The organism is Kitasatospora viridis (assembly GCF_007829815.1).
GTDB lineage: Bacteria > Actinomycetota > Actinomycetes > Streptomycetales > Streptomycetaceae > Kitasatospora > Kitasatospora viridis.
On record NZ_VIWT01000001.1, the window covers coordinates 2,801,603 to 2,823,429 of the forward strand.

Consider the following 21,827-nt stretch of genomic DNA (forward strand, 5'->3'; position numbering starts at 1 on the left):
GGGCTTCTAGCGGGACCGGCGGCCAGGGGAGGGGTCCCCTGGCCGCCGGCTGTGCTGCTGGTTCAACTAGTGCTGCTGGTTGGGCTGGTGGCGCTGGTCGTGCTGGTGGTGCGTCAGGTGGGTCAGGTGGGTCAGTTGTGGGTCACGGAACCGCAGGCACCGGCCGGCAGGACCTGGAAGCCGTAGCTGGCGATGTCGGCCTCGGCGGTGGCGTTGTTGCAGAGGTAGCCGTTGGTGCCGAAGATGTTCTGCAGCGCGTTGCTGCCACCGTTGGCGGTCCAGTCGGCGTCACGGACCACGTCGTAGACGTTGCGGCCGTAGTTGGTGGCGGTGAAGTCGCCGTTCAGCGCGTTGCTGACCTCCGGCGCGACACCGTCGATGCTGCGGATGGTGTAGGTGCCGGGCGCGTCGGAGCTGGTGGTGTGGCCACCGACGGTCTGGCCGATGTAGTGCGCGGCGGAGTACGGGGCCAGCGCGTCGTTGTCGGAGGCGAAGGCCGACGGGGCGACGCCCTGGTTCTCCTCCACCAGGGTGCTCTGCACGCAGGAGCCCGGAGTGGCGGCGACGCCCGGGTTGGCGGTGTTGATCGCGCCCAGGAAGAAGGCCCGGGTGCCGGAGTTGGTCTGCGGCAGGTAGGCGTGCACCGGGGCGTTCGGGCCGGTGTAGCCGGACACGTCGGTGATCTGGTTCCAGTTGGTGATGGAGCAGGTCACGTAGATCGCGTACAGGTCGTTGGTGCTGAGGTTGCTCGGGGCGACGCCACCGCTCGGGGCCGCCCAGGCGACGCCGTCCTCGGCCAGGGTCACGAAGTCGTCGCTGGTCGGGTCGGTCGAGACCGGGCCGCGCGAGGAGCGGGCGAAGTTCACCGTGGAGCTGGTGTTGGCGTTCAGCGCGCTGATGCCGGCGCCGGAGCCGTTCGGGCGGGTGATGCTGCTGGCACCGGTCTTCGGGACGATCGGGGAGCTGCCCGTCGCGTCCCAGCTGTACAGCCGCGGCGAGGTGGTGTCGTGCGCGGCGGTCAGCGAGGCGTTGTAGTCGGTCGAGAGCTGGTTCAGGACGGCCTGGATGGTGTCCGAACCGGTGCCCACGATGTCCTGGGCGGCCGGGGTCCCGGTCGGGTCGGCGAGGGCGGTGCCGGCGGCGACGGTGGTCAGCGAGGTGGCGATCGCCACGGCGGCGAACAGCTTGGCAGCGGTGTAACGCATCGTGCTTCTTCCTCCGGTGGGAGAGGTGCGCATGACGTCCACGGGAACGGTTTGAACCCGCTTGCCCCGGGCCTGAGTTGCCGTCGGCCCTGGCGGCGGGACTGATCCTCATCGGTCGGCGGCCGGGCGGGGAAGGACCTTGCTCGGCGGCCCCGGAGCGGGTGAACTTCAGAGTTTTGTCGACTTGATGGTTTAACCGCTGGCCTGGGGTACTGGTTCGTAGGCCGGTCGAACCGGTCAGTGGGAGCGTGCGCCGCCTGGTGTTCTTCTCGCGGTGGCGATTCGGGTCGCGCTCGGCCACCTCCAGGTCACCAGGGCCACCGGCCCTCGCCGCCTGAAGTGCGCAACTCCCTTTCCAGCGCGTTGAGTCCGGTGCGGAAGCTGGCCACGCCCTGGCGGCACTGGTCGCGCCGGAGGTAGCCTCTGGCACTGCGGGCGACCGGCTCCTCGGCGAGCGGACCGGGCCGGGTGCTGCGCGGCGGCAGGAAGGCGGCCCAGCCCCAGGCGCGGGTCTGGTCCTGACTGAACGCGAAGCGCAACGAGCCGCGTTCGATCAGCAGCTCGCGCAGGGCCGCGACGAGTTCCACCTCGTTGCGGTAGAGCCTTGAGGAGACGGCGAGTTGACGCCCGTTGCCGGCCGCCAGCGACCAGCCGACCAGCCGCCCGGCGCCCTGCACGGCGAGCAGCCGGGGCCCGCGCGCGGGCAGCGCGCGGTCAGTCATCGCCGGCGGATCTCTGCTCGATCGAGTCGACCGTCCTGACCAGGGAGCGCTCCCGCGCCGTCGGCCCGGATGGCGACGACCCGGACGGTGACGGCTCAGGTGGCGGCGGCTCGTCCGGCGGCGGCGCCGACTGGCGCTCCATCAGGGCGACGAACCGCCGGAACGCGTTCTGGCACGTCGCGTACCGCTCGTAGGCGCGGCTGCTGCGCGCCTCGGGCAGGCCGCGCGGCCCCGGCACCACCCAGATCCAGCCGATCCCGTCCCGGACGTGCGTGATCCGCGCCGTCAGCCCGGCCGCCTCCTCCCGCAGCGCGCCGAAGGCGCGGCCGGCTTCCGCGACGGTCTCGAAGACCGGCGAGGAGACCGCCACGATCCGGCCGTTGGGCGCCTTGAGCTGCCACTGGTAGCGCCCGTTCGCCGCCCGTTCGATCTGGAAACCGCCCCGGACCGCCTCCGCCCCAGCCCGGCCCCCACCCACCTGACCCACCAGGCCCACCCGTCCCACTCCCCGACCCCGTGCGGCCCGCCCCTGGGCAGCGACACGTGGGCGTCGCGTAGAGATCTCGTGCTCGGCTCTCAAGCAGGGCAACCGTATGTGTGCGCAGATGACTCCTGATAGTGCTGATGGCCCGTTCGGCGGGTCTATTGGCCGGGAAGTTCTCTCTCGTTAATCTGAACCGGCCACAGCTGATGGTGCATCAGTCCATGACGGAGCTAACTCCCGCTGCTACCAAGTGTCTTATGTCGGATGAGTCGCAGAGGGTTCCCCCGCTCAACCGCCCAGCCAGCCGGCCACGTCCAGCCGGAAGAACGCCTGCGGGACCATCCTGCGCAGGTCCGCCTCCATCGCCCGCACCCGCTCGGCGCCGAGCGCGGCCATCCAGTCGCCGCGCACCCGCTCGAAGACCTCGGCCGAGCGGGCCAGCAGGTCGACGCCGTGCGGGGTCAGCCGGACCAGCTTGCGGCGGGCGTCCGACGGGTCGTCGGCCCGCTCGACGTACCCGAGCTGGAGCAGCCGGTCGACCGTCTTGCCGGCCGCCTGCTTGGAGATGCCGAGCCGACGGCCCACCTCGCTGGCGGTGGCGCCGCCCCGGCCGACCGCCTGGAGGGCGAAGCCGTGCGCCGGGCGGGCGTCGGGGTGGCCCTGGCGGGCCAGGTCGGCGTGCAACTCGTCGATGATCGAGCGGAATCCGGCGAAGAGCAGCAGCGGGAGCTCGAAGCCGTAGCTCTCCCGCGACTCGGCCGGCAGTGGCGATGGTTCGGACAACGTTCTCCCCTTGCCATGATGGACAACCTGGTTTACCTTTTTAGTCAACCGCGTTGTCCATCGTACCGATGAGGAGCACGCCATGTCCGCCACGCCCGCCGCCGTGTCCGCCCACTTCCCCGACCACACCCCGCAGACCGCCCCCGAGGCCGCCCGGCCGATGATGGCGGGGATCACCAAGCACTTCGGCTACCTGCCGTCCGCCGTCGCCCGGATGGCCACCTCCCCGCAGGCCCTGGAAGGCTTCCAGCGCGCCAACGCCGCCTTCGGCGCCACCTCGCTGGACCCGCTGTCGCGCGAGGTCGTGGTGCTCACGGTGGCCACCCGCAACGAGTGCCACCTCTGCGTGGCGATGCACACCGCCGTGCTCACCGGGCTCGACGCCGACCCGGTGCTGATCGCCGCCCTGCGGGAGCAGCGGCCCCTGCCGGACGCGCGGCTGGAGGCGCTGCGGGTGTTCGCGGTGGAGCTCGTCGAGAGCCGGGGCGCCGTGGACCCGCAGGTCATGGACGCCTTCCTGGCCCACGGCTACACCCCGCAGAACGCGCTGGAGGTGGTGCTCGGGGTGGGCGTGTACACCATCTCGACGCTGGCGAACCGGCTGACGGGGGCTCCGGTGGACGAGGCGATGGCGCAGTTCGCCTGAGCCCGACGATCAGCCGGATTCCGCACTCACAGCCGGGCGGACCACCGCACCCGCGTCCCCCGGCGCGCCGGGCCCGGCTCGTGCCACGCGGCGCCGCCCAGGTTCTCCGCCCGGCGGCGCAGGTTGGCCAGGCCGCTGCGGCGACCGGTCTCGGGGATCCCCACGCCGTCGTCGGTGACCGTGAGCAGCACCCCCGGCCGGCCGGGGCGCACGGCGGCCTCGGGGTCGGCCGACACGGGGTGCCCCTCGGCGTCCAGGTAGACGGTGGTGTCGACCTGCACGCTGACCCGGGAGGCCCGCGCGTGGCGGGCCGTGTTGGAGAGCATCTCCCGCAGCGCGGCGAGCAGTTGGCGTTCCGTCTGCTCCCCGATCATGTTCTCCACCGGGCCCATGAAGGTGATCGACGGCTTGAAGCCGAGCGCGGCGGCGGCCTGGCTGCCCTCCCGCAGCACCCGGGTGCGCAGGGTGTCGGGCTCGTTGCCGGTGTCGTCGTGCTGGAGCGCGTAGATGGTGGTGCGGACCTCCTGGATGGTGGCGTCCAGTTCGTCCACCGCGTGGCCGAGCCGCTCCTGCACCTCGGGGACGATCGCCCGGCGGGCCGCGCCCTCCAGCATCATCCCGGTGGCGAACAGCCGTTGGATCACCAGGTCGTGCAGGTCGCGGGCGATCCGGTCGCGGTCCTGGAAGACCGCGAGGCGCTGCTGGTCGCGCTGGCCCTCGGCGAGCCGCAGGGCGAGCGCGGCCTGCGAGGCGAAGGTGGCGGCCAGCTCCTTCTCGACCTCGCTGAACGGCCGGGCGCCGCGCCCCCGCCAGACCACCAGCGCGCCGAGCACCCGGCCGACGGCGACCATCGGCAGCGCCATCGACGGCCCGTACTCGCGGGCCAGCCGCATCACCAGGGCCGGGTCCTGCGACATGTCGTCGATGAAGATCTGCTCGCCCTCGGCCAGCCGGGCCGCGTAGCCGGTGCCGGGCACCAGCTCCCCGGCCACGTGCTCGGCGGCCTCGCCGGAGGCGTGCGAGACCCGCAGGCCGCCGTCGCCGGTCGGCAGCATGATCATCCCCAGCTCGGCGTCGGCGAGTTCGCGCACCCGCTCGGCCGCGACGGCCAGCGCGTCGTGCGCCTTGTCGGTGGAGAGCAGCGCGGTGGTGACGGCGGCGGCACCGGCGATCCACCGCTCGCGGCGCCGACCCTCCTCGTACAGCCGGGAGTTCTCGATCGCCACCCCGGCGGCGGCCGCGAGCGCGTGCACCACCTGGGCGTCCTCCGGGGTGAAGCCCCCGCCGCCGCGCTTCTCGGTCAGGTAGATGTTGCCGAAGACCTCGTCCCGCACCCGGATCGGCTCGCCGAGGAAGGACCGCATCGGCGGGTGGTGCGGCGGGAAGCCGGCCGAGCGCGGGTCCCGCGACAGGTCGTCCAGCACCAGCGGCTCGGGCGTCTCGATCAGCACGCCGAGGATCCCCCTGCCCGAGGGCAGGTCGCCGATCCGGCCGGCGGTCTCGGCGTCGATGCCGACGTGGATGAAGTCGGACAGCCCGTGCCCGTTCGGCGAGACCACCCCGAGCGCGGCGTACTGGGCGTCCACCAGTTCGGCCGCCCCGGAGGCGATCCGCTCCAGCGTCGCGTGCAGGTCGAGCCCGGCGCCGACCGAGACCACCGCCTCCAGCAGCCGCTGCATCCGGTCGGTCACCGCGGCCGCCGACTGCAACCGCTCGGACACCTCGGTCACCAGCGTGTCCAACCCGAGCGAGGAGATCTCGGGCACGCGGTGCGGGGCGGGCTCGTCGGCGTTCACGCCTACGACCCTAAGACGTCTCCCCCGGTTCGCCCGGCTTCACCGCACCGCGCCGTCCGGCCAGAGCACGGTGACCGGCACCCCGAACCGCCCGGCGTAGGCCACCACGTCGGCCGTGCCGCCGTAGCCGCGCGCGGGCCGGCCGTCCCAGACGGCGAGCAGCCGCTCCACCCGCTGCACCAGCAGCTCGCTGCCGCGCATGTGCGCCTGCTCGTCGGCCACGGCGAGCCCGGTGTCGTGCACCTCGGCGGCGGAGCGCAGCAGGTGGTCGTAGGTCTCGTGGTACTCCGGCGGCAGCCCGGCCCGGTACGCCTCGGCCGGGATCACCACCTCCAGCCGCCCGCCCCGGGCGAGCACCTCCTCGGCGAACCAGGCGTCCGGCCCGTCCGCGATGCAGGAGACACCGGTGAGCTGGGCCCCGGCCTGCGCCAACTCCTGCGCGAGCATGGCCCGCACCACGCCTTCCAGCTCCTCCGGCAGCCCCCGGTGCCCGGTGATCCCGATCCGCATGTGCTCCTCCGCTCCGCTACGGACTGTGCCTTCGCTGGGACACCGTACGGCCGTGCAGGGCTTCCCGGGCGATGGCGACACCGCGGGCGATGGCGTTCGGGTCACGGCGCGGCGGCGGGGGTTCGAGGCCGGCGCAGGGGCGGCAGAGGCCGTACCTGGGCGCGGGGCCCCGACAGGTGGGGCATTCGGTGTAGGCGAGGGGCTGGTCGCCGGGGTCGGGCGGGGGCGGGAGCTTGCGGGTCAGGCGGTCGTGCAGCACGCCGCCCGGGAAGTGGACGGTCGCGGGCAGGCCGGGGAGCAGGGCCGTGGTGAGGTCGAGGTGGGTGGCCCCGCGCTCGACCCACTGGCGGACCAGCGGCGCGAGCCGGTAGGCCTCGCGTTCGCCGATGTGCAGGCGGGGTTCGGGGCGGAGCACCCGGAAGAGCAGGGCGACGGCGGCGCGGAGTTCGCCGTCGGGCTGGGCCGGCTGCGAGACCTGGGAGGTGGGGAGGGTGGGTTCCTTGGTCTTCCTCCTTTGCAATGGAACGACAGGCGGACCAGGCTTCGGGTCACCGGGTCCCGGTTTCCTGGCATCCGGTGGCTGCGCTGGTTCCGGTGGTTCCGGTGCGCAAGGCAGCTTCGGCCGCTGCGGCGTGTCGAACACGTGCGTCTCGGAGCGGATGGTGCCGTCGGCTTGGCGCACCCGGTGGACCACGTAGTAGCCCGCGAGGGTGAGTTCGCGCAGCGCGCGGTTGACGGCGCCGCGTCCCTGGGTGCTGCTGTCGGCCATGTGGCGGCCGTCCTCCCGCCAGCCGTCGGGGCGGGAGAGCAGGTCGGCGAGGAGGCCGCGCGCGGTGTAGCTGAGGCCGCGCGCCTGCAACAGGCCGTTCGGTAGAACCGTGAAGCGGTTGGGGTGTTGGGTACGATGAACGTGCATATGGAGTGTCAGCTCCCGTGCCGGGCCCCGGGGTGTTGGCGCACCGCCGGGGTCAACCTTGTCTTGCATCAGTACGTAAGCTAACACGCACTGCGCGTGACATATGCCCGATCGTCACCGTAGATTGACGGATGATCAGCCCGGCCCCGGCCCGATCACGACGACGGGATGTACCCCTGGCAGTAGGGCTGGTAGGGGTCCTGGTGCGCCCAGTTGAGGATGACGTTGCCCGTGGCCGGGCCGACCACGCCGTCCACGCTGAGCTGGGCGACGCCCGGCTGCGCGTTGTAGCTCCGCTGCAGGAGCTCGACCATGCCCTGCGTCGCGGGCCCGAAGGAGTTGTCCTCGCCGAGCGTGACGGCACCGGGCAGCATCGGGGTGTACCCCGGGTGGTTGGTCATGTAGTTGATCAGGTGCTGGACGCACCAGACCCCGGACCCGTAGGTGGTGTACCCGTACCCGATGTACGACGCGTTCGGGTTCGCGCTCGCGGTGCCCGCGCCGACCACGACCGCCATGCCGGCCGCAGCCACCACCAGCGCCGACTTCGCCTTCAACTTGCCCAGCATCAGCGGAACCCCCATCACTCGACGATCGACCTTGCCGGGTCCACAGTGGCACGAACGGGGCCGATGGTTGGCATGAGATCCATCACATGACGGTCCGTCAATACCCACGATCCCTACCCAATCGCCACCAACTGATCACCCGTCACCTCGCGCTCCCACAGCGACCGCAGCCGCCCGTCCTCGCGCGCCAGCAACTCGTGCCACGTCCCGCGCTCGATCACCCGGCCCGCGTCCAGCACGAGCACCTCGTCGAGGTCGGCCGAGGCGAGCGGCGCGAGGCGGTGGGTGATCAGCAGGGTGGCGCGGTCCGTGGTGGCGGCGAGCAGGTCGGCGGTGAGGGCGTCCGCCGTCGGCAGGTCGAGGTGTTCGGCGGGCTCGTCGAGGATCAGCAACGGGAAGTCGGCGAGCAGCGCGCGGGCCAGCGCGAGGCGCTGGCGCTGGCCGCCGGAGAGGCGGGCGCCGTGCTCGCCGACCATGGTGTCCAGGCCGTCCGGCAGGCCGTCGACCCAGGCGAGCAGGCGGGCTGCGGCGAGTGCGGCGCGCAGCTCGTCGTCGGTGGCGTCGGGCCGGGCCAGGCGCAGGTTCTCCCGCAGCGAGCTGTCGAAGACGTGGGCGTCCTGGGCGCAGAGCCCGATCAGCCGGCGGACGGCGTCGCCGTCCAGCGCGCGGCTGTCCACAGCCTGTGGACGACCGGCGGCGAGGGTGACCGCTCCCGCCGACGGGTCGAGCAGCCGCAGCAGCAGCTGGGCGAGCGTGGTCTTGCCGGAGCCGGACGGGCCGACCAGCGCGATCCGCCGCCCGGCCGCGAGGTCCAGGTCCACCCCGGCCAGCCGGTGCTCGACGCCCAGCCCGCGCACCGCGATCGGGAACGGGTCCACGGGCGGCTCGGCGGGCGCGGCCGGCTCCAGCACCGGGTCGGGCGCGTCGAACACCTCGGTGAGCCGCTCGGCCGCCGCCCGGCTGCGCTCGCGCACCTGCACCGCGCCGGGCAGTCCGGCGACCGCCTCGAAGGCGGCCAGCGGGGTGAGGATCACCACCGCCAGGCAGAGCCCCGAGAGCCGCCCGGCCGCCACCGCCTGCACGCCGACCACCGCGCTCGCGGCGACGGTCAGCCCGGTGAGCAGCGCGGTCAGCCCCGCGCCGAGCGCGGTGGTGCCGGCCGAGCGGGTGGCCAGCTCGGTGAGCCGGGCGTCGGCCGCGCGCACGGCGGCGATCCGGCGCGGCAGCGCACCGGCCACGGTGAGCTCGGCGGTCCCGGTGCAGGTGTCCACCACGGCGGTGGCCAACTCGCCGCGCGCCGGCGCCTGCTGACGCTCGGTGCGGGCCGAGGTCCGGGCGGTGAGCAGCGGCACGGCGAGGCCGGTGAGCAGCAGGCCGACCGCGAGCACGGCCCCGGCCGCCGGCAGCAGCAGCCCGAGCGCGACCGAACCCACCAGCGAGACCGCGCCGGCCACCAGCGCGGGCAGCCGCCAGCGCAGGTACCAGTCCTGCACCGAGTCCACGTCGGCGACCAGCCGCGACAGCAGGTCGCCGCGCCGGAAGGCGGGCAGCCCGGCCGGGGCGAGGCGCTCCAGCCGCTGGTAGACGGTGACCCGCAGGCTGCCCAGGGTGCGCAGCACCGCGTCGTGCGAGACCAGCCGCTCGGTGTAGCGGAAGAAGCTGCGGCCGACGCCGAAGGCGCGCACAGAGGTGACCGCCATCATCAGGTAGAGCACCGGCGGCTGGGTCGAGGCCTTGGAGATCAGCCAGCCGGAGGTGGCGAGCAGCGCGACGGCGCAGCCGAGCGCCAGCGAGCCGAGCAGCACGGCGAGCGCGAACCGCCGCCGGGCCCGCCCGGCCTCGGCCTCGCGGAAGAGTCGGGAGATGCGGCGCAGCGGGGTGCCCCCGGAGGTGCCCAGCTCAGGAGTCAGGACGGGGCCGTCGGCCGGGCCGACGTTCGGTGCGCTGTTCCGAGGCGCGGGCACAACCTCACCCGGGGTCACCGGCGTTGACCCCATCCGCACCACCTCGTCCGCCACCGCCAGCAGCGCCGGCCGGTGCGCGACCAGCAGCACCGTGCGGCGCGGGTCGGCGGCGAGCGCCCGCACCGCCTCCACCACCGCGGCCTCGCTCTCCGCGTCCAGGTGGGCGGTGGGTTCGTCCAGCAGCACCAGCGGACGGTCCGTCAGCAGCGCCCGGGCGAGCGCGAGGCGCTGCCGCTGGCCCGCCGACAGCCCGGCCCCGCCCTCGCCGAGCACCAGCTCCGGCGGGGCGAACCCGTCCGCCCCGGCGGCGGCCAGCGCCGCCCGCAGCTCGGCGTCCGTGGCCGCCGGCCGGGCCAGCCGGACGTTGTCCGCGACCGTCCCGGCGAACAGCTGCGGGTGCTGCGGCACCCAGGCGACCTGGGCCCGCCACGAGGCGGGGTCGAGCGAATCGAGGGGGTACTCCCGACCGTCGGCCGCCCGCACCGTCAGCGTGCCGGCGTCCGGCGTGACGAACCCCAGCAGCGCCGCGAGCATGGTGCTCTTGCCGGCCCCGCTCGGCCCGGTCAGCGCGACCGTCCGCCCGGCCGGGAGCAGCAGGTCGAACCCGTCGACGGCGGCATCCGTCCGCCCGGGGTGACGCACCGTCAGCCCGTCCACCAGCACCGTGGCCCCGACCAGCGAGGGCGCGGGCACCGTGCCGCCGCCCGGCAGCGGCGTCTCCAGCACTTCGAAGACCTCGCCGGCGGCGGCCAGGCCCTCGGCGCTGGAGTGGTAGAGCGCGCCGACCTGGCGCAGCGGCAGGTAGACCTCGGGCGCCAGCACCAGCACCAGCAGGCCGGTCTCCAGGTCGAGCGTGCCGTCCACCAGCCGGAAGCCGATCGAGACCGCGACCAGCGCGACCGAGATGGTGGCCAGCAGTTCCAGCGCGAAGGAGGAGACGAAGGCGAGGCGCAGGGTGCGCAGGGTGGCCTGGCGGTAGTCGTCGGTGATCCTGCGGACGGCGGCGGCCTGCGCCTTGGCCCGGCCGAAGACCTTGAGCGTGGGCAGCCCGCCGACCACGTCCAGGAAGTGGTGCGAGAGCCGGGCCAGCGAGCGCCACTGACGGTCCATCCGGCCCTGGGTGGCCCAGCCGATCAGCGCCATGAAGAGCGGGATCAGCGGCAGCGTGCCGACGATGATCGCGGCGCTGATCCAGTCGGCGCCCAGGATCCGGGCCAGCAGCACCACCGGCACCACCACGGCGAGCGCCAACTGCGGCAGGTAGCGGGCGAAGTAGTCGTCGAGCGCGTCGATCCCCCGGGTGGCCAGGGTGGTGAGCTCACCGGTGCGCCGGCCGGCCAGGTAGCCGGGGCCGAGCGCGGTGGCGTGCTCGACCAGCCGGCCGCGCAACCGGGACTTGACCGCCGCCACCGAGCGGTGCGCGGCCAGCTCGGTCAGCCAGGCGACCAGCGCCCGGCCGACCGCGACGGCGGCGAGCCCGCCCAGCGGCCACGCCAACCGGCCCACGCCCTCGCCGTGCTGGAAGCAGCGCACGGTGATCTCGGCGATCAGCGTGGCCTGGGCCAGCAGCAGCACCGCACCCACCGCGCCGAGCAGCACCGAGGCGGCCAGGAAGCTGCGGGTCGCGCGGGCCTCGGCGAGCAGCCGGGGGTCGATCGGACGCATCTCAGTGCTCCGTTCTCAGTGCTCGGCCGGGATGTGCTGCACGCCGATCCGCTTGCGGAACACCCAGTACGTCCAGGCCTGGTAGAGCAGCACGATCGGGGTGAAGACGGCCGCCACGACGGTCATCAGCTTCAGCGTGTACGGCGAGGAGGCCGCGTTGCTCACCGTCAGGCTCCACTGCGGGTTGAGCGTGGAGGGCATCACGTTCGGGAAGAGCGCCAGGAAGAGCATCGCGACGGCGGCCACGATGGTCAGCCCGGAGAGCGCGAAGCCCCAGCCCTCGCGGCCGGCCCGCAGCACGCCGAGCGCGCCGACCAGCGCGAGCACCGCGACCACCAGGGCGGCCAGGCTCCAGCCGTCGCCCTGGTGCACCTGGGTCCAGATCAGGAAGGCCAGCGCCAGCACCGCGGTGACCAGCCCGAGCTTCAGCGCCAGCGCCCGGGCCCGCAGCCGGATGTCACCGACCGTCTTGAGCGAGCTGAAGACGGCGCCGTGGAAGGTGAAGAGCACCAGGGTGGTCAGGCCGCCGAGGATCGCGTACGGGTTGAGCAGGTCCCAGAACGAGCCGGTGTAGTTCTTCGCCTGGTCGATGTGCACGCCGTGCACGATGTTGGCGAAGGCCACGCCCCAGAGGAAGGCCGGCAGCAGCGAGGTCCAGAAGATGGCCTCCTCCCAGTTCCGCTGCCAGCGCTCCTCGCTGCGCTTGTGCCGGTACTCGAAGGCCACGCCGCGCACGATCAGGCAGACCAGGATGACCAGCAGCGGGATGTAGAAGCCGCTGAACAGCGTCGCGTACCAGTCCGGGAAGGCGGCGAAGGTGGCGCCGCCGGCGGTCAGCAGCCAGACCTCGTTGCCGTCCCAGACCGGGCCGATGGTGTTGATCAGCACCCGGCGCTCGGCCCGGTCGCGGGCCAGCAGCTTGGTGAGGATCCCGATCCCGAAGTCGAAGCCCTCCAGGAAGAAGTAGCCGATCCACAGCACCGCGATCAGCACGAACCAGACGTCGTGGAGTTGCATGTCCCTCTCCCGGGCTCAGTAGGCGAAGGCGAGCGGCTGGTCGGCGTCCTCGTCCGAGGACGGTCCGCGCAGCGTCGGGTCCTTGGCGGGGGGCTGCTCCTCGACGTCGGGTCCGGCCTTGGCGTACTTGACCATCAGTCGGACCTCGACCACCGCGAGGACCGCGTAGAGCGCGGTGAAGGTGGCGAAGGCGCCGATCTGCATGCCGATGCTGACGTTGGGCGAGACCGAGTCGGCGGTGGTCATCAGGCCGAAGACGGACCAGGGCTGACGGCCCATCTCGGTGAAGACCCAGCCGAAGCTGTTGGCGATCAGCGGGAAGCCCATGGTCAGGATCCCGATCCGCCAGCTCCACTTGGTGAGGAACGGGCCCATCTCCCTGGTCCGGGTGAGCATCAGGCGCGGCACCTCCTCCTCGCCGGTGCGGAACTCGGGGGCCAGGAACCGCCGTTTGCGGGTGGTCCAGAGTCCGATCAGGGCGGCGACGAAGGAGGTCATGCCGAAGCCCATCATCAACCGGAAGCCCCAGTAGGTGACGAAGATGTTGGGGATGTAGTCCTGCGGGTTGCCGCCGTACTTGGCGGCCTCGGCCCGGGCGGTGTCGTTGATGCCGGGCACCGCGTCGTGGAAGTTGCTCTTGGCGAGGAAGGACAGTATCCCGGGGACCTGCAGCTCGACCGAGTTGTGGCCCTTGGAGACGTCGCCGATCGCGAAGATGGAGAACGGCGCGGGCGCCTGGGTGTCCCAGAGCGCTTCGGCGGAGGCCATCTTCATCGGCTGCTGCTCGAACATCACCTTGGCCAGGGTGTCGCCGCTGACCGCCGTGCCGAGACCGGCCACCACCGCCACGGCCAGGCCGACCCGCAGCGAGGTGCGCATCGAGGCGATCTGCCGGCCGTCGGTCCGCTCGGGGCGCCGCTTGGCCTTCCACAGGTGGTAGGAGGCGATGCCGACCATGAAGGCGGCGCCGGTCAGGAAGGAGGCGGTCAGGGTGTGGAAGACCTGGGCCAGGGTGGTGTCCTGGAACAGCACCTTGCCGATGTCGGTGAGCCGGGCCTTCTTGGTGACCGGGTCGATGGTGTATCCGTTCGGGTGCTGCATCCAGGAGTTGGCGGCCAGGATGAAGTACGCGGAGAGCACCGTGCCGATCGCCACCATCCAGATGCAGGCGCAGTGCAGCTTCTTCGGCAGCTTGTCCCAGCCGAAGATCCACAGGCCGATGAAGGTGGACTCGAAGAAGAAGGCGATCAGCGCCTCCATCGCGAGCGGGGCGCCGAAGACGTCACCGACGAAGCGCGAGTAGTCGGACCAGTTCATGCCGAACTGGAACTCCTGCACGATCCCGGTCACCACGCCCATGGCGATGTTGATCAGGAAGAGCTTCCCCCAGAACTTGGTCGCGTGGAAGTACTTCTGCTTCCCCGTGCGGACCCATGCGGTCTCCAGCCCGGCGACCAGGGCCGCGAGGGAGATCGTCAGCGGGACGAAGAGGAAGTGATAGACGGTCGTGACCCCGAACTGCCATCGAGCGATGGTCTCGTGAGCGAGTGCTAGCTCCACTTCGGCCTCTTCCTTGCCGATCGTTGCCCGTTCTGACCTGGTTTCACCCAGAATCCTGCCGTACACGCCAGACAAAAGTGCGCTTTGCCGCAAAGCACACCAATGCATGTCAGGCTTGCGAGCTTGTGAACGTGAACACGTTCACAAGCGTGGTGACAGTAGACCACACGGGCGTTCGAGGAGGAAGGGCGGGGGTGGGGTGAACGACACCCATAAGGAAGGTGTAGAAGCGGGTCGGCCCACAGGAACGAAGGCGAAGCGGACGACGAGCCCGCTCAGCCCAGGGCGACCGGCAGCACCAGCCGGAACACCGCGCCCTCGCCGGCCACCGTCTCCAGCCCGAGCTCGCCGCCGTGGGCCCGGGCCAGCGCGGCCGCGATGGCCAGCCCGAGGCCCGCTCCCCCGCCGTCCTGCCGGCTGCGCGAGGCGTCCACCCGGTAGAACCGCTCGAACACCCGCTCCGCCTGATCGTCCGTCAGGCCCGGCCCGGAGTCGGCCACTTCGATCACGCAGCAGCCGTCCAGCCGCCCCACCGCGATCCGCACCGGGGTGCCCGGCGGGGTGTGCTTCACGGCGTTGCCGACCAGGTTGGTCACCACCTGGCGCAGCCGCGCCTCCTCGCCCAGCACCGGCGCGGCGGCCGGCGCCCCGGTGCCGCCGGGGCCGGTGAGCGAGACCGGACGGCTCGGGTCCAGCGCGGTCACGTCGTGCAGCGCGTCGGCGGCCAGCGTGCGCAGGTCCATCGGCGCGAGGTCGAGCGGGCGCTCCTCGTCCAGCCGGGCCAGCGTCAGCAGGTCCTCGACCAGGCCGCCCATCCGCACGGCCTCGCTCTCGATCCGGTCCATGGTGCGCTTGACGTCCGTCTCGGACCGCAGCGCGCCCATCCGGTAGAGCTCGGCGAAGCCCCGGATGCCGGCCAGCGGGGTGCGCAGCTCGTGCGAGGCGTCGGCGACGAAGCGGCGCATCCGCGACTCGGAGGCGGCCTGCGCGGCGAACGCCGTCTCGATCTGGTCGAGCATCCCGTTCAATGCGAGCGAGAGCCGGCCGACCTCGGTGGCGTTGGACGGCTCGGGCATCCGGTAGGACATCTCACCGCCGGCGATCAGCTCGGTGCCGCGCTCGATCCGGCGCAGCGGCCGCAGCCCGGCCCGCACCGCGAGCGCGCCCAGCCCGCCGATCAGCACCAGCACCGCGCCGCCGATCACCAGGAAGCCGACCCGCAGCTTCTCCACCGTGGAGTTCACCTCGCCCAGCGAGGCGCCGACCACCACGTAGGCGGAGGAGTTGGCCGGGGCCGGCGCCGGGGAGCTGCGCACCACCGGCAGCACCAGCACCCGCCACGGGTCGTCACCATCGGTGCCGGGCACGTCGAAGGCCTCGCCCAGGTGCTCGGTCAGCTCGGCGGGGGTGAAGTGCGGCAGCCGCAGCACCGGGTCGGAGGGCGTCATCGGCTGCGCCATCGACCGCAGCACGCTGCCGTCGGCGCTCAGCATCCGCACCTCGTAGAGGCTGGGCAGGCCGGCCAGGTTGCCCGAGCGCTTGCTGGCGACGGAGTTGTCGGTGACGAACGGCGAGACCGGCGGCCCGGCGGACTGGCGCTGCCCGCCGCGGTGCGACATCGGCGTGCCGACCCGCTCCAGCTGCTGGTCGAGCCGGTTGGTCAGCTGCGAGCGCACGGTGCCGAGCACCACCACGTCGCTGACCACCAGCCCGGTGGCGACCAGCACCAGGGTGAGCGCCAACAGCCGCGCCCGCAGCGAGAACGGGCGGCCGACCAGCCGGCGCACCCCCGTCAGCCGACCCACCAGCTCAGTCCTGCGCCTGCTGCGGCGGCCGGCGCAGCGCGTAGCCGATGCCGCGCACCGTGTGGATCAGCTTGGCGCCGTGCTCCGGGCCGGAGTCGAGCTTGCGGCGCAGGTAGGAGATGTAGGACTCGACGATGCTGAGGTCGCCGCCGAAGTCGTAGGCCCAGACGTGGTCCAGGATCTGGGTCTTGGAGACCACCCGGCCGACGTTGGCCATCAGGTAGTGCAGCAGCTTGAACTCGGTGGGCGAGAGCGAGACCGGACGGCCGTCCCGGGTCACCTCGTGGGCCAGCGGGTCCAGGGTGAGGTCGGCCACCACCAGTCGGCCGTCCTCGGCGGGGCCGCCGGCCCGGCGCAGGATCGCCCGGATCCGGGCGATCAGCTCCTCCAGGCTGAACGGCTTGGTCACGTAGTCGTCGGCGCCGGCCGCCAGGCCGTGCACCTTGTCCTCGGTGCCGTCCTTGGCGGTGAGGAAGAGCACCGGCAGGTGGTCGGCCGGGCGCGGGCGGCCCGGGCGGGCGGCCAGGCCGGCCGGGTTGGCGATCTGCTGGCGGCGGGTCTGCTCGCGCAGCCGCTCGACCACGGTGAAGCCGTCCAGGTCCGGCAGCATCACGTCGAGCACCACCAGGTCGGGGCGCTCCTCGGTGATCAGCGCGAGGGCCTCCTCGCCGCTGGCCGCGGACTCCACCCGGAAACCGGAGAAGCGCAGCGAGGCGGAGAGCAGTTCGCGGATGTTCGGCTCGTCGTCCACCACCAGGAGGAAGGCCTCGCCGCTGGACTGACTGCTCGGCGCCTGCGCGGCGGGAGCGGTGGCCTGGCGGGTGGCGTCCTGGGTGGCGGTCCCTGACATCACGGCGTGTGCCTCCCGGTTCTGGGCAGTGGCTATCGGATTACAGACCGATCGGATGACAGCTTCCGGAGGCTACGCGAAATCCGTGAGAAATGCATGAGCCGGTTGGTCCCTCCGTATTCGCAGGGACCAACCGGATCGGCCTGGTCACACCGGGTGTCCCAAGCGGGACCCGGCCGGTTCGCGACCGAACCTGGTCTCAGACGGTTTCCGCGGTCGCCGTGGCGAGAGCGGCTCGGGCCGCGCCGCGGGCCTGCGCCCGGCGCGCGTAGCTCATGGTCCAGAACACCAGCACGCCGGTGAAGGCGTACGGCAGGACGCTGTTCACGGTGACCACCGTGCCGTGCGAGAGCGAGTAGACGCAGGCGATCCGGACCACCGCCTCGACCAGCATGCCCACGCCCCAGCCGATGGTCAGGTTGCGCTGCACGGTGCGGAAGCCCTCGAACTGCCACAGGCCGTTCCACCAGGCGACCTGCTCGGGGGTGCCGTCGGTGGCGAACTTGCGGCCGAAGTAGAACATCAGCGGCCGCGGCGCCGCCAGGGTGGCCAGGCAGAGCAGGCCGAACAGCCCGGTCACCGCGGAGTCCTTGGCCAGCAGCAGCCGGGCGTCGTGCGGGCCGATGAAGGAGACCACCACGGTGATCGCCACGAAGAGCAGCGAGATCATCGCGAACTCGTCGGCCCGGCGGTGCCAGGCCAGGTAGATCACGATGTCCAGGACCGGCCCGAGGCCGGAGAGCAGCAGCGCGACGTACTCGCTGGTGTGCCCGTGGAAGTGGTTGTAGATCAGGATCGGCGCGACGACGTTGAAGGCGATGCTGATCACCCAGCCCAGCGCGGCGCTGGAGCGCTTGCGGGCAGGAGCGGGCGGTGGCGCGGTGGTGCTGGACAAGGTGGTGCCCCCGAAGTGGTGCGAGACGTGCTGTGCGAAAGCGCCGGCAGGGATCGCCGGGCCGACGCACATTGTGGCGGAACCATGGAGGAGTCGCCTAGAGGAGCCGCCACTTCGGTTGGCGCGGAACGCAGGTGACCCCGGGTCAGCCTGACCCGGGGTCACCTGTGCGGCGAGGGGTGCCGATCAGCCGCCGGCGGCCCCGCCGAAGCCGCCGCCGCCGAACCCGCCGCCACCGAAGCCGCCCGCGCCGCCGGCCGCGCTGCCGCCCTCGGTGAGCTGGCTCGCCGTGTAACCGCCCGAGCCGTCCGGGGTGCCGACCACCGTGACGCTCTGGCCCGGCTGCAGGTCGCTGACCTTGCCGTCCTGGGTGACCGAGACCTTGGTGGACCCGCCGGTGGTCACCTTGACGATGTTCCCGTTGGCGTCGGTGAGGTAGACGGTGCTGCCGTCCACCAGCTTCACCGTGCCGCGGGTGAAGCCGCCGCTGCCGCCGCCGGCCTGGCCCGAGGCACCGGTGCCCTTGCCCCGGCCGCCGGCCTGGCCGGCACCGGCCTTCTGCAGCGCGGCCGCGATCGCGGACCGGCCGCTGTTAGCGCTGTTCGAGGCGCCGTCGTTCTTCTGGTACCAGGCGCCGCCGGCGAACGCCCCGGCCGCGATCACCCCGCCGGCCAGCAGCAGGGTGAGCCAGGGCAGCTTGCGGCGCGGCGGCGCGGCGAGCTCCGCCCCGATGTCGCGGGCGTCCGGCGGGGTGGCGAGCAGTTCGGCCTGCGCCATCGCCTCGGCCGAGAGGGTCGCGGCCGCCGGCACGACCGGCAGGCGCATCGTGTCGTCGGACCTGACCAGGTCGCTGTTGTTGGTAGCCATGGGGTTCCTCACTCGTGCCGCAGGGCGTCGATGGGGCGCAGCGAGGCGGCCCGGTTGGCCGGGTAGCTGCCGAAGAAGAGGCCGATCGCGACCGCGATCCCGAACGCTCCGAAGACCGAGGACGGGATCACCACGGGCTTGATCCCGACCACGCTGAAGTGCGAGCCGATCATCCCGACCGCCACCCCGAGCCCGGCTCCGAGCACCGAGAGCAGGGTGGACTCGGCCAGGAACTGCCCGAGGATCACCGCCTTCGGCGCGCCCAGCGCCTTGCGGATGCCGATCTCCCGGGTCCGCTCGGTCACCGTGACCAGCATGATGTTGGTGATGCCGATCCCGCCGACCAGCAGCGAGATCGCGGCCACCGCGCCGAGCAGCACGGTGAAGGTCTGGCTGGTGGACTCCCGGGTGCTGAGCAGCGAGGCCTGGTTGCTGACCCGGAAGTCGAGCTTGGTCGGGTCGGTCAGCGAGTGGGTGCCCATCAGGATCTGGGTGATCTCGGACTGCGCCTGGGTGGTGGTCTCCGCCGAGGTCGCCTGCACCAGGATCTGGTTGACCGAGCTGAAGCCGGTGAAGGCGTTCTGCACGGTCGGCAGCGGGGCGATCACCACGTCGTCCGGGTCGGTGAAGCCGGTCGAGGAGCCCTTGGTGGCCAGCACGCCGACCACGGTGAACGGGGTGCCGCCGAGGGTGATCTGCTTGCCGACCGGGTTCTCGGTGTCGAACAGCTGCTGCGCGGTGGTCGAGCCGATCACCGCCACCTTGCGGGAGTTGAGCACGTCGTCGTTGCTGAAGTAGTCGCCCTGGGCGATCTTCGAGTTGGTGGTCTCGAAGTACGCCGGGTAGGTGCCGATCACCGAGCCCGGGGTGTACGAGATGTTGCCGTAGGTGGCGGCCGCGGTGGTGGTGACCTCGGGCGCGACCGACTTGATGTCGGGCGCCGCCGTCGGGTTGGCCAGCGCCTTGGCGTCGTCCACGGTCAGCTTCTTGACGGTGGAGGCGGTGCGGGCGCCGCCGCTCGCGCCGGAGGAGACGGTCAGCGAGTTGGTGCCGAGCGCGGTGATCGAGTTCTTGACGGCCTGTGAGGAGCCGTTGCCGACCGCCAGCAGCAGGATCACCGAGGCGACGCCGATCAGTACGCCGAGCATGGTGAGCGCGGAGCGCACCTTGTTGGCGTTCAGGCCCGCGACGGCGAACCGGAGCATCTGGAAGAGGATCATCGCGGGCCCCCGACCAGCTGGGAGCGCTGCTGGGCGGCGAGCACCGGCGGCGGCCCGACCACCGGGCCCTGCCGCTTGTCCGAGATGACCTGACCGTCCACCAGGCGCAGCACCCGCTTGGCGTGCGCGGCCACCTCGTCCTCGTGGGTGATCAGCACGACCGTGCGGCCGGCGGCGTTCAGTGCGTCGATGATCGCCAGTACCTCTTCGGTGGAGCGGGTGTCGAGGTTGCCGGTGGGCTCGTCGGCCAGCAGCATGGCCGGCGCGGTGACCAGGGCCCGGGCGACGGCGACGCGCTGCTGCTGGCCGCCGGAGAGCTCGTTGGGCTTGTGGTCCATCCGGCTGCCGAGGCCGACCAGCGAGAGCGCGGCCTCGGCCCGCTGGCGCCGCTCGGCCGCCCGCACCCCGGCGTAGGCCAGCGGGAGCTCGACCTGGGCCAGCGCGGTGGTGCGCGGGACCAGGTTGAAGGACTGGAAGATGAAGCCGATCTTGCGGTTGCGGACCAGCGAGAGCTGCTGCTCGTCCAGGTGGCCGACGTCGATGCCGTCCAGCAGGTAGCGCCCGGCGGTCGGCACGTCCAGGCAGCCCAGGATGTTCATCAGGGTGGACTTGCCGGAGCCGGAGCTGCCCATCACCGCGACGAAGTCGCCCTGCTCGATGTCCAGGCTGACGCCGAGCGGCTCCCCCGTCTGCGGGTCGGACGGACCGCGCAGCGCGTGCACGGTCGCGTCGCCGTGGCCGTAGGACTTGGTGAGCCGGCGGACCTGGATGACCGGGGGCGGCGGGCCGGGCCGCTGCTCCTGCTGCGGCTCCCCGGCCCGGGGGGCCGACCCGCGGGACCGACGGCCCATCAGTTGCCGCCCTTGCTGCCGCCGCCACCGAGGCCGCCACCGCCGCCACCACGACCGCCACCACCACCGAAGCCGCCACCGCCGCCGAAGCCGCCGGGGAAGGCGCCGCTCGGGAAGCCGTTGGAGCCGCCCGAGGTGGTCGGGATGATCTGCACCTTGTCGCCCTCGCTCAGGCCGGAGACCACCTGGTCGGTGGTGTCGCCCTGGACGCCGACGGTGACGCTGACCCGGGAGGTGGTGCCGTCCGGCTTGACCAGGGTCGCGGTGCGGGTGGTGCCGGTGCCGGAGAGCGCGGACGCCGAGACGGAGAGCGCGTTGTCGGCCTCGCCGGTGACCACCGAGATGGTGGCGCTCATGCCGGTGCGCAGCTTGCTGGTGTCACCGTTGATCTGCAGCACCGCGGCGTACTGGACGGCGCTGCCGGACGCGCTGCTGCCCGAACCGCTGGAGACCGGCAGCGGGCTGACGCTCAGCACGCTGGCGTTCAGGGTGGTGTCGGACTGCGCGTTCAGGGTGACGGTGGCCGCCTGGCCCTTCTGCAGCTTCAGCGAGTCCAGCTCCGAGAAGTCGGCGGTGACCTGCATGCCGGTCGGGTTGGTGATCACGATGAAGCCGGACGGGGTGGAGCCCGAGCTGGAGGTCTTGGTGCTGCTCGTGCCGCTGCTGCCGGTGCTGCCGCCGCCGGAGCCGGAGCCCGCGGAGCTGCCGGTGCCGTCCACGGTGTCGCCGACCTTGTTGGAGATCGAGGCGACGGTGCCGGAGACGGTCGCGGTCAGGGTGGTGCCGGCCAGCGCGGTCTGCGCGTTGGTCACGGTGGTCTGCGCGGTGTCGACCTGCTGCTGGGCCTGCGCCACCTGCTGCTGGGCCTGGGCGACCGCGGCCGGGTCCACCTTGGTGGTGGTGATCGTGGTGGTCTGCGGCGCGGGGGCGTTGTTGCCGCCGGAACCGCCGGAACCGCCGGAGCCGCTGTTGCCGCCGCTGCCACTGCTGCTGCCGGTGCCGCTGGAGCTCGGCGCCGGGGAGCTGCTGTCGGAGCTGCTGGGCGACCCGCTCGGCCTCCCTCCCGCGGTGTACGAGGCCTGCACGGCGGCGTTGCCCGCCTGGCCCACCGGCACCGTGCTGGTCGTGGTGGTGCCGGCCTGAGCCTTCGTCAGGTTCGCCTGCGCCGAGCTGAGTCCCGCCTGCGCGGTCGTCAGCGCGGTGTTGGCCGAGTCCACCGCCTGCTGCGCCGCCGTGGTGTCCACGGTGGCGAGCACCTCGCCCGCGGTCACCGTGTCGCCGACCGAGACCCGGACCGCGGTCAGCTTGCCGCCGGTCACGAAGTCCTCGGCCGCGTCGGTCGGCGAGGACAGGGAGCCGGATCCGGACACCGTGGCCAGCACCGTTCCCTTGGTCACGGTCGCCGTCCGGGAGGTCTGCTTCCCGGCCGCGGCACTGCTGGTGCTGTTCACGGTGGAGTAGGCCACGGCGCCCCCGACGAGGAGGGCCACGGCGAGCACTGA

General features: G+C 72.5%; 19 protein-coding genes. 1 reads left to right on the forward strand and 18 read right to left on the reverse strand.

The window, feature by feature from the left end:
* Positions 1 to 131 precede the first annotated feature (131 nt).
* The 4 genes from FHX73_RS12395 to FHX73_RS12410 all read right to left on the reverse strand — a co-directional run bounded on the left by FHX73_RS12395 (position 132) and on the right by FHX73_RS12410 (position 3,278).
* The gene (locus FHX73_RS12395) at positions 132 to 1,205 is read right to left on the reverse strand and encodes a substrate-binding domain-containing protein (RefSeq protein ID WP_145905066.1); all 1,074 of its coding nucleotides are present in this window, start codon (positions 1,203 to 1,205) and stop codon (positions 132 to 134) included.
* A gap of 308 nt (positions 1,206 to 1,513) precedes the next feature.
* Positions 1,514 to 1,927 (reverse strand): hypothetical protein, encoded by a 414-nt coding sequence (locus FHX73_RS12400; protein WP_145905067.1) that lies wholly within the window; start codon positions 1,925 to 1,927, stop codon positions 1,514 to 1,516.
* Positions 1,920 to 2,423, reverse strand: a complete 504-nt coding sequence (locus FHX73_RS12405; RefSeq protein ID WP_145905068.1) for a YegP family protein — start codon at positions 2,421 to 2,423, stop codon at positions 1,920 to 1,922. Before FHX73_RS12405 ends, FHX73_RS12400 begins: the two co-directional genes overlap by 8 nt.
* Positions 2,424 to 2,699: 276 nt before the next feature.
* Positions 2,700 to 3,278: a MarR family winged helix-turn-helix transcriptional regulator gene (locus FHX73_RS12410; RefSeq protein WP_145908233.1), complete on the reverse strand. Its 579-nt coding sequence runs from the start codon at positions 3,276 to 3,278 to the stop codon at positions 2,700 to 2,702.
* On the opposite strand from FHX73_RS12410, the gene FHX73_RS12415 reads away from it, so the two are divergent.
* Positions 3,277 to 3,840 (forward strand): carboxymuconolactone decarboxylase family protein, encoded by a 564-nt coding sequence (locus FHX73_RS12415; RefSeq protein ID WP_145905069.1) that lies wholly within the window; start codon positions 3,277 to 3,279, stop codon positions 3,838 to 3,840. The genes FHX73_RS12410 and FHX73_RS12415 overlap by 2 nt on opposite strands.
* A 26-nt stretch (positions 3,841 to 3,866) precedes the next feature.
* Here FHX73_RS12415 and FHX73_RS12420 read toward each other — a convergent pair whose 3' ends face one another.
* From FHX73_RS12420 to FHX73_RS45570, 14 genes are all read right to left on the reverse strand, one after another.
* Complete coding sequence (locus FHX73_RS12420) at positions 3,867 to 5,636, reverse strand: sensor histidine kinase (RefSeq protein WP_246213485.1); 1,770 nt, start codon at positions 5,634 to 5,636, stop codon at positions 3,867 to 3,869.
* A 39-nt stretch (positions 5,637 to 5,675) separates the two neighbouring features.
* Positions 5,676 to 6,146 (reverse strand): amino acid kinase family protein, encoded by a 471-nt coding sequence (locus FHX73_RS12425; protein ID WP_145905070.1) that lies wholly within the window; start codon positions 6,144 to 6,146, stop codon positions 5,676 to 5,678.
* Positions 6,147 to 6,162: 16 nt separating this feature from the next.
* The gene (locus FHX73_RS12430) at positions 6,163 to 7,062 is read right to left on the reverse strand and encodes a hypothetical protein (protein ID WP_145905071.1); all 900 of its coding nucleotides are present in this window, start codon (positions 7,060 to 7,062) and stop codon (positions 6,163 to 6,165) included.
* Between the two features lie 155 nt (positions 7,063 to 7,217).
* A complete protein-coding gene (locus FHX73_RS12435; protein WP_145905072.1) occupies positions 7,218 to 7,646 on the reverse strand; it encodes a peptidoglycan-binding domain-containing protein in 429 nt (142 codons plus the stop codon).
* Between the two features lie 98 nt (positions 7,647 to 7,744).
* Positions 7,745 to 11,260, reverse strand: a complete 3,516-nt coding sequence (gene cydD / locus FHX73_RS12440) for a thiol reductant ABC exporter subunit CydD (RefSeq protein WP_145905073.1) — start codon at positions 11,258 to 11,260, stop codon at positions 7,745 to 7,747.
* 15 nt (positions 11,261 to 11,275) lie between these two features.
* Positions 11,276 to 12,277 (reverse strand): cytochrome d ubiquinol oxidase subunit II, encoded by a 1,002-nt coding sequence (cydB, locus tag FHX73_RS12445; protein WP_145905074.1) that lies wholly within the window; start codon positions 12,275 to 12,277, stop codon positions 11,276 to 11,278.
* Between the two features lie 15 nt (positions 12,278 to 12,292).
* Positions 12,293 to 13,837 (reverse strand): cytochrome ubiquinol oxidase subunit I, encoded by a 1,545-nt coding sequence (locus tag FHX73_RS12450; protein ID WP_145905075.1) that lies wholly within the window; start codon positions 13,835 to 13,837, stop codon positions 12,293 to 12,295.
* Between the two features lie 275 nt (positions 13,838 to 14,112).
* Entirely contained in the window at positions 14,113 to 15,642 is a 1,530-nt protein-coding gene (locus FHX73_RS12455; protein WP_246213486.1) for a sensor histidine kinase, read from the reverse strand.
* Between the two features lie 4 nt (positions 15,643 to 15,646).
* Complete coding sequence (locus tag FHX73_RS12460) at positions 15,647 to 16,492, reverse strand: response regulator transcription factor (protein WP_145905076.1); 846 nt, start codon at positions 16,490 to 16,492, stop codon at positions 15,647 to 15,649.
* 199 nt (positions 16,493 to 16,691) lie between these two features.
* Positions 16,692 to 17,387 carry a VC0807 family protein gene (locus FHX73_RS12465; RefSeq protein ID WP_145905077.1) on the reverse strand — a complete coding sequence of 232 codons (696 nt, stop codon included), beginning with the start codon at positions 17,385 to 17,387 and terminating at the stop codon, positions 16,692 to 16,694.
* 186 nt (positions 17,388 to 17,573) lie between these two features.
* Positions 17,574 to 18,254, reverse strand: a complete 681-nt coding sequence (locus FHX73_RS12470; RefSeq protein WP_211786180.1) for a hypothetical protein — start codon at positions 18,252 to 18,254, stop codon at positions 17,574 to 17,576.
* Positions 18,255 to 18,262: 8 nt separating this feature from the next.
* Positions 18,263 to 19,474, reverse strand: a complete 1,212-nt coding sequence (locus tag FHX73_RS12475) for an ABC transporter permease (RefSeq protein WP_145905078.1) — start codon at positions 19,472 to 19,474, stop codon at positions 18,263 to 18,265.
* On the reverse strand, positions 19,471 to 20,325 hold the full coding sequence (locus FHX73_RS12480; RefSeq protein ID WP_145905079.1) for an ABC transporter ATP-binding protein: 855 nt from the start codon (positions 20,323 to 20,325) through the stop codon (positions 19,471 to 19,473). Before FHX73_RS12480 ends, FHX73_RS12475 begins: the two co-directional genes overlap by 4 nt.
* Positions 20,325 to 21,815 carry an efflux RND transporter periplasmic adaptor subunit gene (locus FHX73_RS45570; RefSeq protein WP_211786181.1) on the reverse strand — a complete coding sequence of 497 codons (1,491 nt, stop codon included), beginning with the start codon at positions 21,813 to 21,815 and terminating at the stop codon, positions 20,325 to 20,327. Before FHX73_RS45570 ends, FHX73_RS12480 begins: the two co-directional genes overlap by 1 nt.
* Positions 21,816 to 21,827: the final 12 nt, after the last annotated feature.